This window comes from Rhodoferax mekongensis (assembly GCF_032191775.1).
Lineage (GTDB): Bacteria > Pseudomonadota > Gammaproteobacteria > Burkholderiales > Burkholderiaceae_C > Allorhodoferax > Allorhodoferax mekongensis.
Genome location: NZ_CP132507.1, coordinates 3709440 through 3728180 on the forward strand (window position 1 = coordinate 3709440; position 18741 = coordinate 3728180).

The following is an 18741-nucleotide window of genomic DNA, read 5'->3' on the forward strand; positions in this document are numbered from 1 at the left end:
CGGTTGCCGTTTCAGGGTGTCATCAGAAGAAGGTGGCCGAGGCGGTTTGCGGTTTGCCTTCGCTACTGGCCACCCCCCCGGAACGTTGCTCGTCAGTGGTGTAGCCATCCGACAGCAGGCTGTCCCAAGCCTGAAGATCCGGCAGATGCCCTTGCGCTGCTGTCTCTTGCAAGTTCGACGTGACGGCCTGCATCGACTGGACAATCTGATCAAGGATTTGTTGCACTCTGTCCTGAAACTGGAAGGCCACCATCATTTGTTCCACGTAGCCCCGCACGGCTTCACCCCGGACACCCAGTTCGGTGGCCCGGCTGTGTAGTTCGCTCACAGCACCGTCTACCCGTTCAATGACAGAGACAATCGTCCGCTCTGAATCACTCACCATGGTGCGATCGATCTCTGCCCGGGCAGATGCCTCCTCCAGGGTCTGATGAACACCCGCACTGAATTCCCGCACCTGATCATTGATACGTTTTCCAGTATCAGCGGATGCCGTGGACAAGCGCCGCACCTCCGCCGCGACAACCGCAAAGCCCCGCCCCGCGGTACCGGCGCGCGCTGCTTCTATGGCAGCGTTGAGTGACAACAAGGTGGTCTGACGGGCAATGACACCCACATCCTCCGCCATGCTGCGCAGCCCGACCGATGCGCGATCCAAGCCGCTCATCGTGCCCAACATCTTGTCCCGCGACTCAATAAAGGCACTGAAATTCCGCACTATCGAGTGCAATTCCTGCTCACACTCCTGGAGCATGTCCGCCCGCTGATCCAGAGAGGTCTGATCGACAGAACTTCCGTTCGCGGTGATTTTGTCCAGCTCATCGAGGATAGACACAAACCCCTGCAAAAGCTCATCCGTGGCTTCCCTCATGTGTCGTTGTACCGACTGGATATGGGTCACCCAAGTCAGGGTGGCGTGTTCCAGCAGGTCCGAGACTGTCAGGTCTCGACCTCGGGCCTGTATGTCTGCGGGAAAATCATTTGCACCTGAACGCATGAGGCCATCCAGCAGACCGCTCGCTAACACAAGCAGGCAGATGGCACCTATCCATGTCAGCCAAGGCCACGCCAGGGCCCACCCTGCCAAGCAGACGACGCCTGCCAAAGTCGCCCATGGGCGGAAGTGTCTGAACATGCGGTTTAGGTACTCCATGTGCATTTCATCCTTTGAGCGCGGAGTTACCGCCATTCCCTGATGGCGCCAAAAATGCATCCAGCGCCGAGGCCGACATAGGGCGGGCCATGAAGTAGCCTTGCCCGTAATCGCACCCCGCATCGCGAAGCAGCTGCAGTTGCTCGGCGGTTTCTATTCCCTCCGCAACCACTTCCATGTTCAGTTTGTGAGCGATCGTGATGATGGCTTCACACAAGGTCATTTCTTTGGAGTCGGCGACCAAATTGCGCACGAAAGACTGATCGATCTTCACGTAATCGATATCGTGCTTCTGCAGGTAAGCCAGCGAGGAATAGCCGGTACCGAAGTCATCCAATGACAGCTGCACACCAGCTTCGCGCAGTAAACGCAAATGATCGTCAACGCGCTGACTGTCTTCCAGCAACAGTCCTTCCGTAATTTCCACCACGATGCTTCTGCAACTCAGACCACGGCGTCTCAGATAGTCACTCCAGGATTCGGAGAGCTCGGTCTGACGGTGAAACTGTGCGGGTGACTTGTTGACGCTTACCTGAAAATCGGCGGCATGCTGACGGCGCAACTGTGCCACTTGGTCGGCCGCAGTCCGGAAAACCCATTCGCCAATTTCCACAATCATGCCGGTGGATTCGGCAACCGGGATGAAATCTGCCGGACTGATCAGTCCGCGCGCCGGATGCTGCCAGCGGATCAATGCCTCCGCCTTGTGCACCTTGCCAGTCTTCAAACTCACGATGGGCTGATAAGCCAACCAGAACTGCTTTTGGGACAGGGCCGACCGCAAGTCATGGGCCAACCACAGCCTGTTTGGGGTCTGCAGTTCCAGTTCCGGGGTGAAATAGTTGTAGCAATTGCGTCCGCTTGCTTTGGCTGCTCGCATGGCTTTGCCCGCAGCCCTCAATAAGTCGTCAGCACCGTTGGCATCCCCCGGGAACAGCGCAATGCCGATACTGGTGGTCACATAGACGGAGCCTTCCCTCAATGCAAAAGATTCAGAGAGGGCATCCAGCATGGCTTGGGCGGCAACTTGCACCGCGTGCGAATCGCAAGCGTCACCGATGAAGATTGAAAACTCATCATCTCCGGTGCGGGCAACAAGTCCCTTGTCCTGAACGACGGTACACAAACGCTGGGCTACAGCCATCAACACGCGGTCACACGCCTCGTATCCCAAAGCATGGTTGGCTTCCTGAAAATGGTCTATATCCAAAAGCAACAAAGCCGTTGAAGTGCTTGCACATTGCGATCGCTGGATGAACGTGCCCAATTGGTCCATGAATCGCGCACGACTGGGCAAGGCCATGAACGGAGGCAAGTGTTGCGGGTATCCGGAAGGCTCGTGGGTAAGCATGGCGCTACCGACTTCAGCCAAGGTGACCTGGTAGCTGCAAGCAGGACCGGCTCCGTCTTGCATGGAATACATGGAGAGCCATGTCAGCGTCCCGGTGCCATCTTTGCGCCTGATCCACACTTCACCACTCCAGTAGCCCCCAAGCTCGATGGATTTCCACATGACCCTGCAAAACGCGGCATGTGCTCCGCCATACGAGAGCATTTGCAGCGACTCACCCAGTACGTCAGAGGGAAGGTAGCCACACAGCTGAGTGAATGCCGGATTCACCGAAGCAATGCGACCTTGGCGATCCAGTACCACAAGTCCGACGCATGTTTCTGCAGGTCCGTCTGCGGCCATAGACCCTGCCCGGAGGGCCGGTATCTCACAATACTTATGCACATTGTGAGCCAGCTCGTCCGCATTGCCGGCTGCGGGGTCTGTGGATATGTCGTTCAAAAACGGAATGCCATCTCTCTTGAGGCTTGGAATCTGCCCGCGAGAATGCGGCCAGGCATCCCGGGCAGCAACCGCATCTTCGGTCCTGCCTTGCGTGTCTCCTCCAGCGTAGCCGGCGCCGGGTGTTCCCTGCGGGCTGCGCTCTACAGCCTCCATTGGGAGGACCCCGATTACCTCGCCGGGACGGTCATCAGTTTTCATGACTCTGAGCTGCACTTACTGCAACCATGCGTTCGATGATGGGCAAAAGCCGCAGAACGAAGTCTGATTTATTGATGTACGCCAGGGCACCCAGCTCGTCGGCCATTGTTTGGTAGGCGCTAGCGTCATGCATGGACAGGAAAACCACACTGGGCGGTTGGGGCCACAAACGCAATGTTCGCGCTACTTCCACCCCACCTACTCCGGGCATGCTCACGTCCAGCAAAACCAGATCCGGCGAAAGGGCTCGAACTTTCTCGATGGCATCCTTTCCATCGTGGGCCTCACCCACAACCGAAGCGCCGGGCAACAGGGCCAGGAACTGACGAACCGCACCGACAAATGTCAGGCTGTCGTCCACGAGCAAAATACGAAGGCTCATGCCATGCTCCCCGCGACAACACAGGTTGCGTGTTGAAGCCAGGCTTCTGATGGGGGGCAGACATGTGCGTTCTTCATGGCAACTTGAATGTAGGGTGCCAACGAAGCGGGAGCCATCAGGCAGACACCTGAGTGCTGCAGGAAAAATACCTGAGCGTGTGGCCGGTCTGCGGGGCCGACTCAGGAGGATCAGGCGCTGATCAGTCCGATCCGCAAGGCATAGCGAACCAAGCCGGTCACCTCGTGGATATCCAGCTGACGCATCAGCTGGCTGCGGTGGGTGTCTACCGTCTTGACCGAGAGATCGAGGCGCCGCGCGATTTCCTTGGTGCTCAAACCCTCTGCCACCAGTTGCAACACTTCGCGCTGACGCGGTGTGAGCTGGTCGCCGGGCTGGGCTTCCTCGCGCAGGCGGTGCACATAATCGTTCAGCACCTCTTTGGTCACAGCAGGACTGAGGTAGGTCTCCCCTGCACTGACCGCTTTGATGGCCTTGTCGAGCTCCATGGGTGCACAATCTTTGAGCAGGTATCCGGATGCGCCATGGCGAAGCGACTGGCGCACGTATTCTTCGCTCTGGTGCATCGAAAGAATGATGATTTTGATCTCCGGCCACTCTTTGCACAGGCGTGCGGTAGCCTCGAGGCCATTCAGACCGGGCATGGATATATCCATCAGCACCATATCCGGCCTCAGTTCTGCTGTCAGTGCCATCAGCGCAACGCCATCGCTGGCTTCGCCGACTACTTCCAGATCAGGAATGATCTCCAGCAACTTTCGCAACCCGGCACGCACCAAGGTGTGGTCATCCGCCAGCAAGACCCGCAAACTCATAGCCTCTCTCCCTGTCTGCGCAAAGAACAGTGCAAGCGCAGTTGGCTACCCTGCCCAGGCGAGGAGGTGATATCCAACTGGCCACCGATCAGCATGGCACGCTCTTGCATGCCAAGCACACCGATACTGCCGCCCTGAATGGCACGCGCACGCACTGCAGCCAAATCAAAACCGCAACCATCATCGTTCACGGTAAGCACCATGCTGGTTTCCTGTCGCTGCAGCGCAATGGAGACATGCTTCGCTTTGGCGTGGCGAGTGATGTTGGTCAGTGCCTCCTGCACGATACGAAAGCACGCCGTTTCCATCTCCGGGGGCAGGCGCGGCTCTAGACGCGGGATGTCCAGTTTCACGTCCAAACCGCTGCGCAGAGCGGTTTGCTCTCCCAGCCATTGCAAGGCCGGACCCAAGCCAAGGTCATCCAACATGGAAGGACGCAGCGCGAGTGCGAGACGGCGTACTTGCTGCAAAGCATCATCCAGAATCCGGATGTTTTCAACGTCCAAACTGTCCGTAGCCCCGCCTTGGAAATGCCCCCGCGACTGCAAATTGATCTTGATAGCCGTCAGTGCCTGTCCCAGTTCATCGTGCAGCTCGTGGGCCACACGCCGCCGCTCCTTCTCTTGTGCTTCCAATACCCGCCGCGACATGGACTGCAGTTGCAGCGTGTTTTCCCACAATTTGGCCTCCGCCTGGTGCTTGTACAGGGCCATCGTCAAGACGGTGCGCAACTCCCGCTCTGAAAACGGCTTGAGGATATATCCATAGGGCTCCGACAGCTTGGCGCGATCCAGGGTGTCGTCGGCCGCAAAGGCAGTGAGAAAAACCACTGGCAAGCCGAATTGGTTTCGCATAACCCGCGCCGCAGCGATGCCATCCATCTCGCCGGCGAGCTGAATATCCATCAACACCAGGTCAGGGCGGAGCGCACCAGCAAGCTCGATGGCCTCGTCGCCACGGGCGGCATGGCCGGCGACCTCATAGCCCAGCTCCACCAATTGGAACTGTATATCCCTCGCAACGATGGCTTCATCTTCGACCACCAAAATCCGAGGCTTGCTGACCGTAGGAGACATGTGGGACACCGGGCAAACGAGTTTGCGGTCATTGTCGCATGCCACCCGCTTTTCTCAGGGAAATGCAGTGATCCGGTATCTAAATACTGTGGAAGCAGTACGCCCCCCCTTGCTCTTTTGGGGTGTATGGGATGACAAATAGGCCCATTTTGCGCACCAGAGAACATCGCCCCGCCCTTGAATCGGACAGAAAACCCCTTATCATTAGCACTCACCGGACACGAGTGCTAACAGCATTGCCGGATTAGTTCTCAGGTTGCTGCCTCCCTTCGGCAGTGCCTGGTGTTCCTTGTTTCCCCATTTAGGAGATTTTTCATGAAACTGCGCCCATTGGCAGACCGCGTGATTGTGAAGCGCGTTGAAAACGAAACCCGCACCGCCTCCGGCATCTACATTCCCGATGCTGCTGCTGAAAAGCCAGATCAAGGTGAAGTGTTGGCTGTCGGCCCCGGCAAGACCAATGACAAGGGCGAAACCAAGGCCCTGACCGTGAAAGTCGGCGACCGCGTGTTGTTCGGCAAGTACTCCGGCCAGACCGTCAAGGTTGACGGCGACGAGCTGCTGGTCATGAAGGAAGACGACCTGTTCGCAGTCGTCGAAGCCTAAGCTGATCTGCTACTGAATTCATAGCTGGTTGCGCATATCTGATGTGCGTCAGCAGTCCTTTTTACTTAAATCTTAGGAGCCAAACATGGCAGCAAAAGACGTAATTTTCGGCGGCGAAGCCCGCGCACGCATGGTTGAAGGCGTGAACATTTTGGCCAACGCAGTCAAAGTGACCCTGGGCCCCAAGGGCCGTAACGTGGTGCTGGAGCGTTCTTTCGGCGCCCCCACCGTGACCAAGGACGGTGTGTCCGTGGCCAAGGAAATCGAACTCAAAGACAAGCTGCAAAATATGGGCGCGCAGATGGTCAAGGAAGTCGCTTCCAAGACCTCTGACAACGCGGGTGACGGCACGACTACCGCTACCGTGCTGGCCCAAGCCATCGTACGCGAAGGCATGAAGTACGTTGCCGCCGGCATGAACCCCATGGACCTCAAGCGCGGTATTGACAAGGCAGTCGCTGCTTTGATCACCGAGCTGAAGAAGGCCTCCAAGCCCACCACCACCTCCAAGGAAATCGCCCAAGTGGGTTCCATTTCCGCCAACTCTGACTCCAGCATCGGTGACATCATCGCCAACGCCATGGACAAAGTGGGCAAGGAAGGCGTGATCACTGTGGAAGACGGCAAGTCTCTGCAGAATGAACTGGATGTCGTGGAAGGCATGCAATTCGACCGCGGCTACCTGTCCCCTTACTTCATCAACAACCCTGAAAAGCAAGCTGCCTTGCTGGACAACCCCTTCGTGTTGTTGTTCGACAAGAAGATCAGCAACATCCGTGACCTGTTGCCCACCCTGGAGCAAGTTGCCAAGGCTGGCCGTCCTTTGTTGATCATTGCCGAAGACGTGGACGGCGAAGCGCTGGCTACTTTGGTGGTGAACACCATCCGCGGCATCCTGAAAGTGGTGGCTGTGAAGGCTCCCGGTTTCGGTGACCGTCGCAAGGCCATGTTGGAAGACATCGCCATCCTGACCGGCGGCAAGGTGATCGCGGAAGAAGTGGGCCTGACCCTGGAAAAAGTGACTCTGGCCGACCTGGGATCTGCCAAGCGCATCGAAGTGGGCAAGGAAAACACCACCATCATCGACGGTGCTGGTGTGGCTGCTGACATCGAAGCCCGCGTCAAGCAAATCCGCATCCAGATCGAAGAGGCCACTTCCGACTACGACCGTGAGAAGCTGCAAGAGCGCGTGGCCAAGTTGGCTGGCGGTGTTGCCGTGATCAAGGTCGGCGCTGCGACCGAAGTCGAAATGAAGGAAAAGAAGGCCCGCGTGGAAGACGCTCTGCACGCGACCCGCGCTGCGGTGGAAGAAGGCATTGTGGCTGGTGGTGGCGTGGCTCTGCTGCGCGCCAAGCAAGCGGCTGGCGAGATCAAGGGTGACAACGCTGACCAAGACGCCGGTATCAAGCTGGTGTTGAAGGCTATCGAAGCGCCTCTGCGCGAGATCGTGTTCAACGCCGGTGGCGAAGCCTCTGTGGTGGTGAACGCTGTGTTGGCCGGCAAGGGCAACTACGGTTTCAACGCTGCCAACGACACCTACGGCGACATGATCGAAATGGGTATTCTGGACCCCACCAAGGTGACACGTACTGCTCTGCAGAACGCTGCTTCCGTGGCGTCCCTGATGCTGACGACCGAGTGCATGGTGTCTGAAGCGCCTAAGGACGACGCGCCTGCTGGCGGTATGCCTGATATGGGTGGCATGGGCGGCATGGGCGGCATGGGCATGTAATTTCGACGGCTACTGCGCAGGCGTCATGCGTCGTTGCGCGGTGCTCGCAATCCTCACGTACCGCAAGTACGTTCCGGTTGCTGTGCTCCGTGCGCCTAGCCTGACACCTGCTCGCTACGCCGCTTGAGGTTCGCTCACCCGAGCTAAAACCCAATAAAAAGCCCCGCAAGATTCTGCCTTGCGGGGCTTTTTTACTTCTTAGCTACTATGCTTTTGATAGCTGTTCGCGCTTACTCCATGAGCGCTAGAGACTGATTTCGCTTAAACCCAAGGCTTGCAGAGCTTGCATGGCTTGCTGCGCGTTGTGAAAGTGAATGCCGTGCCAGCCTTCGCGCTGCGCCGCTTGGATGTTGGGGAGCAAATCGTCCAGGAACACCGTCTTGGCGGGTTCCAGGGCGTATCGATTCTGAAGGCGTTGGTAAATCGCCGGCTCAGGTTTAATGAACAGTTCGTCGCCTGAAAAAATGCCGCCGTCGAATTCTTTCAGGAACGGGTTCATCCGCTCCAGTGTGCGGGCATAGAGCACAGGCATGTTGGAGAGGTAATACAGGCGCACGGGCTCGCCTCCGGTTGCTGCGCGCTGCGCACGCAAGGCCACCAACTGATGGAAAAGCGCCACTGACTCGGGCATAGGTATGAGGCGCTCGCCAATGCTTTCTACCAGCGCGCCCAACACGGTGGCATCCAGCCCCACGCGCTGGGCGACCTGCGCGATGACGTCGGGCATGGAGACGGTGCCGCGGTCAAAAGCCTGCCATTCGGCGTGGCCGAACACCTCATGGGCGAGGTGGCCTGCCTCAGCGCGGGTAGCCGCACGCTGCGGAAAGCACTCCATCATCAAATCCACCGGCCGCCAGGTGAACAACACCGCGCCGAAATCAAACACCACATTCATCTTGTTATCCCCGTAAAAAAGCCCCACCAGCATAGCGCCAGCGGGGCTCGACTTGAGGTTACCGGGGAATCAGGCGACAGGCTTGAACTCGAAGCCGTTACCCAGCTTTTCCACGCGGCCGAATGCCGGGAAGGGGAAGTGGAAGCCACCTGCCATGACCTTGTCTGCCACGATCATGTCAAAGACCTTGCGACGGGCCACGCGCGCCTCTTCAGCGTTCATGTCGAACTGCACCGCCCAATCCGGGTTGCGGGCAAAGAGTTGCGGCACATTGGTGATGTCGGCCAGGTAGGCGAACTTCTCGCCCTTGCTTTCCACCATGAACAGTGTGTGGCCCGGTGTGTGGCCATAGGCCGCGACGCTCTTGATGCCGGGAACAATCTCAGTACCTGCTTCAAACTTGACCAGCTGGATGTCACTCAATCCGCCCAGCATGCGGCGCACGGTCTGGAAGGCGCCTTTCATGGCGTCAGGTGCGGCTGCCATGCGTGCGTCGTCCATCCAGAACGCATGCTCAACGGACGGGACCATGATCTTGGCGTTGGGGTACACCAACTGGCCTGCCTTGTTGCGCACACCCAAAATGTGGTCGCCGTGGAAATGACTCAGGATCACGGTATCGATGTCCTCGGCCTTGTAGCCTGCTGCATTCAGGTTAGCCAGCAATCGACCGGTGGTGGGGCCTCCGTTGTCCGAAAAGCCGGTGTCCATCAGGACCTTGCGGTTGCCCGAAACCACGAGGAAGGCGGTGTAGGGCACATCCAGGTACTCGGTCGGCAGGTTTTGCGAACGCAGCAGTTCCTGCACTTCGCCCAAGGGGGCATTGCGTACAAACTCGGCAGCCAGCGGGCGGCGTGTCACGCCGTCGTTCAGGGCGATAACCTCTATATCGCCGATTTTTTGCTTGCGGAAGCCCACCTGTACCACGCTGGGCGCCCCGAAGTTCGGCGCCGATTGGGCGCCCAAGGGCATGAACGAACCCGCAGCATACGCAGCCAATGCGGCTCCACCGCCCACAAAAAAGTCGCGCCGAGTCACCATGTGCAATCTCCTGAGTTTGAATAAAGACTGGATAGTCTCAAACACAACTACATCGTGCAGATCCGCGAAGAAAATCCGGAAAACTTTCGGGGTTATCGCAGTCGCCCGCTTGGATCAGCTTGCAACTGCCTCTTTGAGTGCACGTCGAAGTGCAGCAGCGACCTTGGCCGGTTGCGTGCGGGTGATGCGCACTTGGGGGGTGCCATGCCAATCGGCACTGCGCTGGAGTGCCTGCGCCACATCGGCCACCTGTGCAGCGGTCCACACCGTGCCGGGTTGCACATGGAGCGCCCGCACCTCGAATACGCCCTCTGCGCGGTGCGCCTTGGCGTCCAGCCGGCCTATGAGTTCTCCGCGACACAGGATGGGCAACACAAAATAACCATAGACACGCTTTTCTTCGGGCGTGTAGCACTCCAGCCGGTAATCGAAATCAAAAAAAACAGAGGCCCGCTCCCGGTCCCACACCACCGGGTCAAAGGGCGACAACAACGTGGTGTGCGTGGCTTCCAGCCGTCCGGCAATAGCCTTTTTCAGCAGCGCGGCGTGGCTGGCATGCACATAGCCCGGCGCATCCCAGCCTTGTACTTCCACACGCATTACCCTGCCCTGCTCCACCAGGGTGTCGAGGTCTGAGTCCTTGAGGCGGGGCTTGGTGCGGAAATAGTCATGTACCCAGCGCGCCTGGGTGATGCCCAACGCCGCAATCGCTTTTTCAGTCAGCGCAGTGTCGAGTTCCGCAGGGGTCCATTCTGGCGCGGGTTGCAACAACTGTGGTGCGACGCGCTCGCTGAGGTCATAGACACGGTGAAAGTTCTCGCGCCGCCCAATCATCAGCTCACCCAACCCGAATAGTGCCTCCAACCAGCGCTTCTCGTCCTTCCAGCCCCACCAGGCGCCGCCCTTGCCCGCAGGCCTTTCAAAGTCCGACGACTTCACGGGTCCATGGGTGCGTATGTGCTCCAGCAGCTTGTCGAGATGGGGGCGCTGCGCCACGTGGGTCTTGTCGGCTTTGGCCAGCCCCCAGTGGCGGCGGGTGAGGCGGTTGTAGGCGCGGTGCAGGCGCAAGTCGTCCATGGGCGCAAAGCAAGCCTCATGCGCCCAAGTCTCGAATATCTGGCCCGAAGCCAAGGCTTCCTCCAGCCATTCGCGCGGGTAATCACCCAAGCGGGAATGCAGCACCAGATACGGGCTGCGCGAGACGACGTGGATGGTGTCGATCTGCAGCAGCGCCATGCGCTGAATGCAGGCGGCTATGTCAGTGGGCTTAGCAGCACGCGTAGGTGCTTGCAGCAAACCCTGCGCTGCGAGGTGCAGGTAGCGGGCTTGTGCAAGCTGGAGGGAAGTACTCATAGTCGTCTGCGCCCCATGCCACCCAGCCCCCGCAGCATGCCGGGGTGCAGTGGCGGGCGATTTGGCTTCGCCGAAACTGCGTTTTCTGCAATTTGGCAGCATGAGCCCGCCGCTGTACCCCGGTGTGCTGCGCGAGCGCCAAGCATCGCCATCGCACAGGCACGCAACTTAAGCCCGCAACCGCGCCAACAGCCCCGCCGTAGACCCATCCAAGCCAGACACATCCCCCGACGCCAAGCGCGGCTCAATGTCCTTGGCCAAGACCTTGCCCAACTCCACGCCCCACTGGTCAAAGCTGTTGATGCCCCACAAACTACCGCTGACAAACACGCGGTGTTCCTGCAAGGCAATCAGCGCGCCCAACGAAGCGGGAGTCAAATCGTCCAGCAACAAGAAGGTGCTGGGGCGGTTGCCCGTGAAGTGCTTGTGACCTCCCGCATCCGCTTTGCCCTGCATGAGTGCCTGTGCCTGCGCCAGCACGTTGGCCAGCAACATGGGGTGGTGGCCCTTCAAATCATGCCGCGCTTTCTTGACGGCGATGAACTCCACGGGCACCACGTCGGTCCCTTGATGCAGCATCTGGAAATACGCATGCTGGCCGTTGGTGCCAGGCTCGCCCCACAGCACCGGGCAGGTATCAAAGGGCAAGGCCTCACCGGATGCATCCACGCGCTTGCCATTGCTTTCCATCTCCAACTGCTGCAGGTAAGCCGGCACGCGGCGCAAGGCGCTGTGGTAGGGCGCAATGCTGCGGCTGGTGAAGCCGTGAAAGTTGCGATACCACACGTCCAACAGCCCCATGCGCACGGGCAGGTTGCTTTCCAGCGGCGCGGTGCGAAAGTGTTCGTCCATGGCGTGGGCACCCGCGAGGAAATCGCGGAAGCCTTGGGCACCGATGGCAATGGCAATCGGCAAGCCTATGGCCGACCACATGGAGTAGCGCCCGCCCACCCAGTCCCAAAACCCGAAGGTGGTAGTGATGCCGAACGCGTTTGCCGCAGCCACGTTGGTGGTCAATGCCGCGAAGTGGCGCGCAATGTCAGTGCCGCCTTCTGCCAGAAACCAGGCCTTGGCGGAAGCCGCGTTGGTCATGGTCTCAATCGTGGTGAAGGTCTTGCTGGCGATCAGAAAGACCGTGCTTTCCGGCTTCAAATGCGGCAGCTTGGCGGCCAGTTCATGCCCGTCCACATTGCTCACAAAATGCAGGCGCTTGCCGCTATTAGCGAATGCGTCCAACGCCAGCACCGCCATTTGCGGGCCGAGGTCGGAGCCGCCTATGCCGATGTTCACCACATCGGTGATGGCTGCATCTGCGCGCAGCTGCTCGGCATAGGCCAGCATGGCGTCCAACGTAGCGTGCACCTTGGCTTGCTCACTCGCTATGAATTCAGGAGCTGCTCCCGCATATTCCACGAGCGCTGAAGGCGGATTTCGCAACAAAACGTGCCACACCTCGCGCTGCTCGGTGTTGTTGATCTTCTGGCCGGCGAACATGGCGTCACGGTGTTCCAGCACGCCGCTCTGGCGCGCCAGGTCCATCAGCAGGGCTTCGGTCGCAGCGTCGATAAGGTTTTTGGACAAGTCCGCAAACACATAAGGAGCCTCCTGGCTGAAGCGGCTGAAGCGCTGCGCATCGGCCTTGAAGGCATCTCGGATGTCGAGCGCCTGGCCAGTGGCTTGATAGGCAGCTTGCAGTTGGGCCCAGGCGGGCGTGCGGTCACATCGGGTACGTGCCATGTTCGCAGCTTTCTCCTGGGGTCAGGCTGCCAGCAGCAGCTGTTCGAGCTTGACGGCGTCCACACAGAACGCGCGAATACCTTCGGCCAGCTTTTCGGTTGCCATGGCGTCGTTGTTCAGGGCCAAGCGGAAACCGGCTTCGTCGTAACTGACGTGTTCGATGTCGGCAGCCTTGGCGGCATCGGCCTTCAAGTGCTGGGTCACAGGCGTGTTGGACGCCGCCATTTGAGCCAGCAAGTCGGGGCTGATGGTCAGCAGGTCGCAGCCGGCCAGCGCTGTGATTTGGCCTACGTTGCGGAAGCTTGCACCCATTACCTCGGTGGCGATGCCGAACTTCTTGTAGTAGTTGTAGATCTGCGCCACGGACTTCACGCCGGGATCGTTCAGTTCAGCGTTGTCGGCTTCTACCCAGGCAGCGCCAGCGTTCTTTTTGTACCAGTCGTAAATTCGGCCGACGAAGGGAGAAATCAGCTGCACCTTGGCCTGGCCACAGGCCACGGCCTGGCAGAACGCGAACAACAGGGTCAGATTGGTGTGAATGCCCTTGCGCTCCAACTGCTCGGCAGCTTGGATGCCTTCCCAGGTCGAGGCAACCTTGATCAAGACGCGATCGGAGTGAATGCCTTGGGCTTGATACAGCTCAATCAGACGCTCACCGCGGGCCACAGTCGCAGCGGTGTCAAAGCTCAGGCGGGCGTCCACTTCCGTCGACACGCGGCCGGGAATGATGGAGAGAATTTCGCAGCCGAAACGCACCAACAAACGGTCTACGATTTCGTCCATGGCGCGGCCACGGTACTGGTTCACGGTGTCTTTCACCAAAGGCGCGTAATCGGCCTTCTGCACCGCTTTCAATATCAGCGACGGGTTGGTGGTCGCGTCCTGAGGCTTGAATGCGTCCAGCTGTTTGAAGTCGCCGGTGTCGGCAACCACGGTGGTGAATTGTTTGAGTGCGTCGAGTTGGTTCATGGGGCACGGGCCGCGAGGCCGGGGTTTAAAACTAGGGGAAAACGCGCAAAGAGTTGCGATTTGTCCCCTTGAATTATCAATGAAACAAAGTTACATTACAACGTCAGCTTTCATGTAACTCTTAAACGTACACCCAGTCTTATGAGCTTTGATTTAGTCATGTTCGGCGGCACCGGCGATTTGGCCTGGCGCAAACTCATGCCCGCCCTGTTTCAGGCCTTCCGCCATGGCACTTTGCCTGAAGGCGGCCGCATCATCGGCGTGGGCCGCGATGACCTGAGCCATGACCAGTACCGCGCGCTGATCCAGTCCCGCTTTGAAAAAGTCGAGCTCGCCAAGCGCCCCAGCGCTGAAGAGTTTGCCCGCTTTGCCGCCATCCTCGAATTCGTGCGCATGGACTTGTCCAAGTCCGAAGACTACGCCCGTCTGGCAGAAACCCTGAACGCCCGCAACGCCGACGGCATCGTCATGTACGTGGCCACTGCGCCCAGCCTGTTTACCAATGTGTGCGAACAGTTGGCCGCCTCGGGGCTGAACAGTCCCAAGGTGCGCATCGTGCTGGAAAAGCCCCTGGGTCATGACCTGGCCTCCAACCGCGCCATCAACCAGACAGTGAGCCGTTTCTTCAAGGAAGATCAGGTTTACCGTATCGACCACTATCTGGGCAAACCTTCAGTGCAAAACCTGTTTGCTTTGCGCTTTGGCAATGCCCTGTTTGAGCCGCTCTGGCGCCGTGAGCACATTGCCAACATCCAGATCACCATCGCCGAAGACCTGGGTGTGGAAAGCCGTGGCGCGTTTTACGAAACCACGGGCGCATTGCGAGACATGGTGCAAAACCATGCGCTGCAATTGCTGTGTGCCATTGCCATGGAACCGCCCATCAACGCGGGCGCCGACGCCATTCGCGATGAAAAGCTCAAAGTGCTGCGCTCGCTCAAGCCTTGGACACAAGAGACTTTGAAGCAGGACGTAGTGCGCGGTCAGTACTCTGCCGGCACCAGTGGCGGCGCCAAGGTGCCCGGCTACCGGGAAGAAACCGGCGTCAACCCCCAAAGCAACACCGAAACATTTGTGGCCCTGCGCACCGAGATTGCCAACTGGCGTTGGGCCGGCGTGCCCTTCTACATCCGTACCGGCAAGCGCTTGTCCGGTCGCGATGCACGCATAGTGATCAACTTCCGTCCCACGCCGCACGCCATCTTCAATTCCAACGAAGGTGTGGGCAACCGCTTGGTGATCAACCTCCAGCCCAAAGACGGCTTGGAGCTGCACTTGCTGGCCCAAGGCCAGGACAATCGCCAGAGTCGTGCGTCCGCAACCCAAAGCCTCGCACCTGTGCAATTGGACCTGGACTTCGACAAACGCTTCGGTTCCGAGCGTGTGGGCGCTTATGAGCGCTTGCTGCTCGACGTGATCGACGGTCGTTTGAACCTGTTTGTCCGCAGCGACGAACAGGAAGAGGCATGGCGTTGGGTCGAACCGATGCTGGAACATTGGGCAGCAGACACTTCCGGACCCCGTTTGTATGCTGCCGGCACCTGGGGCCCCAGCGCCTCCAGCGCCATGATCGCCCGCGACGGCTTCTGCTGGTCAGAAGAGTCTTGATGTGCTGATGACGTAGGGGCCGCCAGAGGCGACCGCTACGTCCACCTGGAAGTACCGACCATGTTGGACCGAATCAAAGCATCCCTGCCATCTCTGGCCCCTGCGGAACAGCGCGTGGGCAAGCTCTGCCTCGCTGACCCACGCGCGTTTGCAAAACTGCCTGTCAGTGAGTTGGCCGACCGCGCCCACGTCAGCAAACCCACGGTTGTACGGTTTTGTCGAAGCGTGGGCTACGACGGCCTGTCCGACTTTAAGCTCAAGCTGGCGGGTACGGTGAACGAAGGTGTTCCCTTCATTCACCGCAGTGTGGATGCGGATGACAAGACCGGCGACGTGATGGTCAAGGTAATCGACAACACCGTTGCCGCCTTTTTGCGCTACCGGAACGATGCTTCCACCATGGCGATTGAAAAGGCGGTGGTCGCTTTGGTGGATGCCTACGGAGCCGGTCGACAAATCCAGTTCTTCGGCGTAGGCAACTCAGGTATCGTGGCGCAAGACGCACAGCATAAGTTCTTCCGCTTGGGGATTAACACCACCGCCTACAGCGATGGCCACATGCAAGTGATGAGCGCGTCTATCTTGGGGCCGGGCGATTGCGTAGTGGTCATCAGCAACTCAGGACGAACCCGCGATTTGATGGACGCTTGCGACATAGCCCGCAAGAACGGTGCTACTACCATTGTCATCACCGCCAGCGGTTCACCTTTGGCAAGTGCCGGGCATATTCACCTGAGCGCGGACCACCCGGAAGGCTTCGACAAATACAGCCCCATGGTTTCCCGACTCTTGCACCTGATGATCATCGACATCCTAGCTACCTGCGTGGCCCTGCGTATCGGCGGTGGAAAGCTGCAGCCTTTGCTCAGTGAGATGAAGCACAACTTGCGGAACAAACGCTACGCTTGATCCGGCGGCTGACACGCTTCACCGCATTCACACTCCGCGTCGGCCAATAAAAAGCCCCGCTGTATTGCTGTAGCGGGGCTTTGTTCATAGTCGAACACTGGCTTAGGCCAGCGTCAGATTAGAAGGAATGAGACAACAGCATTGTGGCTTCATTATTGCGATTCTTGCCTTCGGCAGGCAACCAATCTGCGTATGTGGCGGTAATACTAGTGCGTTTGGTGAGCGCATATGCTACTGACAAACCGTAACCGCTGCGCGTTTGATCCAAACGTCCCGCGGCGAATGGCACGTTGCCAACCCCAGTAACAGGAATAGTCTGGGCAACGGAACCACTGAATGTCTCTTGGGCAAAGTTCGCGCCCAAGGTAAATGCACCAACTGGAACAGAAACTGCAACCAAAGAATCGGTCAGAGTACCGCCGCCAGTAACGGTCAGTACAGAGACGCCACCGCCGACCTTAAACGAGCCAAAGTTATAGGAAGCAGCCGTGCGTATCACATCCTTATAAGACGTATTGACGTTATCTGTCCGACCGTCATAAACTAAATAATTTAAGTTAGCGATCAGAGCGCCACCCACATATGTCGCCGACAAGCTTGTCAAACGCTGACCAGTGGTTGACGCAGCTCCTTCACCACCTATGCCCAAACCGGCACCAACACCCGAAGTCGTACTAGAGCTAACTGAGGCCTGCTCCATGTGCGCAAAACCCACAAAAATTGGCCCGAGTTTGGTATCGAAGCCCACCGCATCCTTCAAACCGCGGGATGGAAACACCTTGTTGTCCATGCCAACACCGCCGACGCCTGAAATTCCACCCGACAAATAATCGGCTGGCTTATACGTTTGCAAACTAAGGCGCCCAACGCCCGTAGTCAGCTTCAAAGACATATCTCCACCGCCGATACTCGCACGATTCAAGCCATCGATCGCCATTTCCGCTGCGATGCTCATTCCGCTACCCAGGTCCTCTTTGGCTGAAAAAGTGACTAGTGAAGTATCAATACCAAATCCGGAAGAATTCCCCGTGGGATTACCACCTGAGCCGCCCACAATCGCGTTTGTAACGCCTTGCTTCAGTTGATCTGCAGTAGAACCTTGGTTAGCAGAAGTTGAGCTAGCCTTGTAGCCGTAAGCAACAGTACCCGTAATTGTCACTTGCGCGAAGGTGGCGCTGGAGAGCATCAAAACTGCAGCAGCAATGAGTGTTTTTTTCATAAGCATGTCTCTTTAAATTGAAATTGATTCCGTCGACGGTCTGGACAGATCACCAACGCCCTCTACCTCTGAAATCAGAAGTAACCTCTATTGAAGCAAAAATTTCTTCCTTAGTCATGCAATGTCGAGGGGAAAATTTCGAATGACCGTTCGTTTTTGTTGCTTTGTTGTAATAGCACCAAATGCCTTGCTTTTCCCACAATGCAAAAAGCCACCTAAAGGTGGCTTTTTTTTACTAACTCAAACTGGCAATTGCCAGCACTGATTTAGAAAGAGTGTGACAAGATCAAGTCTGTGCGAGTTGTATTGGAAGAATCACCAACAGCACCCAAGTAGTTGAAGTACTTGGCTGTCACGGCTGTGCGCTTGCTCAGGCTGTAAGCGGCAGTGATGCCGTAACCAGAACGAGTTTGATCAGCCGCATTCTTTGTCCAACCGTAATCGGCTGCCAAAGCCAAGGAACCAAATGGAACCGACACGCCGACATTGGTGTCAGCAGTGTTGCCTTGCACCAATTGAGTGTTCACAAATCCAGCTCCAACCTTGGCAACGCCAAAGTCGTAAGAAGCCTTGCCACGAACGCGAGACTTTTTGTCTGCGTCCAAATCTGCGTTGTCATACGAACGGAAGCCCAAATTCACGGAGAGAGGACCTGCGGAATAAGCGGCAGTCAGAGTGTTGTGGCGCTGCTTGTTGTAAACATTGCCTGCAGAGCCAGTGCCCAAAGCTTGGTCAGCTTCGGCGTGAGCGACTGTAAAAGTCAGGCCGGGGATGATAGCGGGAGTCTTGTAAGAAACACCGTCAGTAGCGCTCAAACCGCCAAAGACCTTGCCATCCAAGCCAACGAAGTCACCAGACAAATAGTCAGAGCCTTCAGCCAGAGACATATCGATAGCACCCCATGCACCGCCGATATTCAGACCGAAGTCACCGCCACCAGTACCGGTACGGTTAGTCTTATCCAAAACCAAAGAAGCCTTCACGGTATTACCCCCGCCCAAGTCTTCTTGAGCAGCGAAGGTCACGTTCGAAGAATCGATACCGAAGCCGGAAGCGTTCGCTGTAGGAGCGCTATCGATACGGTAGCCGTAAGCAGCAGTACCAGTGATGGTCACTTGAGCGAAAGAAGCGCCGGAAGCAGCCAGAACGGCCAAAGCGATCAAAGTCTTTTTCATTAGAAATACTCCAAGGTTAAACATAGAGCTCCGGACCGATTGTTCGGAACTCCGGGCCAA

The 18741-nt window shown here is 57.8% G+C and carries 16 protein-coding genes; 4 read left to right on the top strand and 12 right to left on the bottom strand.

The window, feature by feature from the left end; genetic code table 11:
* Window positions 1-22: 22 nt before the first annotated feature.
* The 5 genes from RAN89_RS17745 to RAN89_RS17765 all read right to left on the bottom strand — a co-directional run bounded on the left by RAN89_RS17745 (window position 23) and on the right by RAN89_RS17765 (window position 5437).
* Window positions 23-1135 carry a methyl-accepting chemotaxis protein gene (locus tag RAN89_RS17745; protein ID WP_313867539.1) on the bottom strand — a complete coding sequence of 371 codons (1113 nt, stop codon included), beginning with the start codon at window positions 1133-1135 and terminating at the stop codon, window positions 23-25.
* Window positions 1136-1160: 25 nt separating this feature from the next.
* Window positions 1161-3146: a sensor domain-containing protein gene (locus RAN89_RS17750; RefSeq protein WP_313867540.1), complete on the bottom strand. Its 1986-nt coding sequence runs from the start codon at window positions 3144-3146 to the stop codon at window positions 1161-1163.
* On the bottom strand, window positions 3136-3528 hold the full coding sequence (locus RAN89_RS17755; RefSeq protein ID WP_313867541.1) for a response regulator: 393 nt from the start codon (window positions 3526-3528) through the stop codon (window positions 3136-3138). The genes RAN89_RS17750 and RAN89_RS17755 overlap by 11 nt, the downstream gene beginning before the upstream one ends.
* 188 nt (window positions 3529-3716) lie before the next feature.
* The gene (locus RAN89_RS17760; RefSeq protein WP_313867542.1) at window positions 3717-4361 is read right to left on the bottom strand and encodes a response regulator; all 645 of its coding nucleotides are present in this window, start codon (window positions 4359-4361) and stop codon (window positions 3717-3719) included.
* Entirely contained in the window at window positions 4358-5437 is a 1080-nt protein-coding gene (locus RAN89_RS17765; RefSeq protein ID WP_313867543.1) for a response regulator, read from the bottom strand. Before RAN89_RS17765 ends, RAN89_RS17760 begins: the two co-directional genes overlap by 4 nt.
* Before the next feature lie 315 nt (window positions 5438-5752).
* Between RAN89_RS17765 and RAN89_RS17770 the strand changes: the two genes are divergently transcribed.
* Window positions 5753-6043: a co-chaperone GroES gene (locus tag RAN89_RS17770; protein WP_087495027.1), complete on the top strand. Its 291-nt coding sequence runs from the start codon at window positions 5753-5755 to the stop codon at window positions 6041-6043.
* An 85-nt stretch (window positions 6044-6128) separates the two neighbouring features.
* Window positions 6129-7775, top strand: coding sequence for a chaperonin GroEL (gene groL / locus RAN89_RS17775; protein WP_313867544.1), 1647 nt, complete (start codon window positions 6129-6131; stop codon window positions 7773-7775).
* 244 nt (window positions 7776-8019) lie between these two features.
* Here groL and RAN89_RS17780 read toward each other — a convergent pair whose 3' ends face one another.
* The 5 genes from RAN89_RS17780 to tal all read right to left on the bottom strand — a co-directional run bounded on the left by RAN89_RS17780 (window position 8020) and on the right by tal (window position 13770).
* Entirely contained in the window at window positions 8020-8670 is a 651-nt protein-coding gene (locus RAN89_RS17780; RefSeq protein ID WP_313867545.1) for an HAD family hydrolase, read from the bottom strand.
* A gap of 69 nt (window positions 8671-8739) precedes the next feature.
* Complete coding sequence (locus RAN89_RS17785; RefSeq protein WP_313867546.1) at window positions 8740-9711, bottom strand: MBL fold metallo-hydrolase; 972 nt, start codon at window positions 9709-9711, stop codon at window positions 8740-8742.
* A gap of 114 nt (window positions 9712-9825) precedes the next feature.
* Entirely contained in the window at window positions 9826-11064 is a 1239-nt protein-coding gene (locus RAN89_RS17790) for a winged helix-turn-helix domain-containing protein (RefSeq protein WP_313867547.1), read from the bottom strand.
* Between the two features lie 168 nt (window positions 11065-11232).
* Window positions 11233-12801, bottom strand: a complete 1569-nt coding sequence (gene pgi / locus RAN89_RS17795) for a glucose-6-phosphate isomerase (RefSeq protein ID WP_313867548.1) — start codon at window positions 12799-12801, stop codon at window positions 11233-11235.
* 21 nt (window positions 12802-12822) lie between these two features.
* Complete coding sequence (tal, locus tag RAN89_RS17800) at window positions 12823-13770, bottom strand: transaldolase (protein ID WP_313867549.1); 948 nt, start codon at window positions 13768-13770, stop codon at window positions 12823-12825.
* Window positions 13771-13911: 141 nt separating this feature from the next.
* On the opposite strand from tal, the gene zwf reads away from it, so the two are divergent.
* A complete protein-coding gene (zwf, locus tag RAN89_RS17805) occupies window positions 13912-15378 on the top strand; it encodes a glucose-6-phosphate dehydrogenase (protein WP_313867550.1) in 1467 nt (488 codons plus the stop codon).
* Window positions 15379-15438: 60 nt separating this feature from the next.
* Window positions 15439-16287: a MurR/RpiR family transcriptional regulator gene (locus tag RAN89_RS17810; protein WP_313867551.1), complete on the top strand. Its 849-nt coding sequence runs from the start codon at window positions 15439-15441 to the stop codon at window positions 16285-16287.
* 118 nt (window positions 16288-16405) lie between these two features.
* On the opposite strand, the gene RAN89_RS17815 is transcribed toward RAN89_RS17810, so the two are convergent.
* Window positions 16406-17506, bottom strand: a complete 1101-nt coding sequence (locus RAN89_RS17815) for a porin (RefSeq protein WP_313867552.1) — start codon at window positions 17504-17506, stop codon at window positions 16406-16408.
* 266 nt (window positions 17507-17772) lie between these two features.
* Window positions 17773-18681 (bottom strand): porin, encoded by a 909-nt coding sequence (locus tag RAN89_RS17820; protein WP_313867553.1) that lies wholly within the window; start codon window positions 18679-18681, stop codon window positions 17773-17775.
* Between the last annotated feature and the right edge of the window lie 60 nt (window positions 18682-18741).

Bases quoted from the DNA above. Each gene is read 5' to 3' on its own strand.
- RAN89_RS17745 (WP_313867539.1), bottom strand. From the start codon at position 1,135: ATGTTCAGACACTTCCGCCCATGGGCGACTTTGGCAGGCGTCGTCTGC.
- RAN89_RS17750 (WP_313867540.1), bottom strand. From the start codon at position 3,146: ATGAAAACTGATGACCGTCCCGGCGAGGTAATCGGGGTCCTCCCAATG.
- RAN89_RS17755 (WP_313867541.1), bottom strand. From the start codon at position 3,528: ATGAGCCTTCGTATTTTGCTCGTGGACGACAGCCTGACATTTGTCGGT.
- RAN89_RS17760 (WP_313867542.1), bottom strand. From the start codon at position 4,361: ATGAGTTTGCGGGTCTTGCTGGCGGATGACCACACCTTGGTGCGTGCC.
- RAN89_RS17765 (WP_313867543.1), bottom strand. From the start codon at position 5,437: ATGTCTCCTACGGTCAGCAAGCCTCGGATTTTGGTGGTCGAAGATGAA.
- RAN89_RS17770 (WP_087495027.1), top strand. From the start codon at position 5,753: ATGAAACTGCGCCCATTGGCAGACCGCGTGATTGTGAAGCGCGTTGAA.
- groL (WP_313867544.1), top strand. From the start codon at position 6,129: ATGGCAGCAAAAGACGTAATTTTCGGCGGCGAAGCCCGCGCACGCATG.
- RAN89_RS17780 (WP_313867545.1), bottom strand. From the start codon at position 8,670: ATGAATGTGGTGTTTGATTTCGGCGCGGTGTTGTTCACCTGGCGGCCG.
- RAN89_RS17785 (WP_313867546.1), bottom strand. From the start codon at position 9,711: ATGGTGACTCGGCGCGACTTTTTTGTGGGCGGTGGAGCCGCATTGGCT.
- RAN89_RS17790 (WP_313867547.1), bottom strand. From the start codon at position 11,064: ATGAGTACTTCCCTCCAGCTTGCACAAGCCCGCTACCTGCACCTCGCA.
- pgi (WP_313867548.1), bottom strand. From the start codon at position 12,801: ATGGCACGTACCCGATGTGACCGCACGCCCGCCTGGGCCCAACTGCAA.
- tal (WP_313867549.1), bottom strand. From the start codon at position 13,770: ATGAACCAACTCGACGCACTCAAACAATTCACCACCGTGGTTGCCGAC.
- zwf (WP_313867550.1), top strand. From the start codon at position 13,912: ATGAGCTTTGATTTAGTCATGTTCGGCGGCACCGGCGATTTGGCCTGG.
- RAN89_RS17810 (WP_313867551.1), top strand. From the start codon at position 15,439: ATGTTGGACCGAATCAAAGCATCCCTGCCATCTCTGGCCCCTGCGGAA.
- RAN89_RS17815 (WP_313867552.1), bottom strand. From the start codon at position 17,506: ATGAAAAAAACACTCATTGCTGCTGCAGTTTTGATGCTCTCCAGCGCC.
- RAN89_RS17820 (WP_313867553.1), bottom strand. From the start codon at position 18,681: ATGAAAAAGACTTTGATCGCTTTGGCCGTTCTGGCTGCTTCCGGCGCT.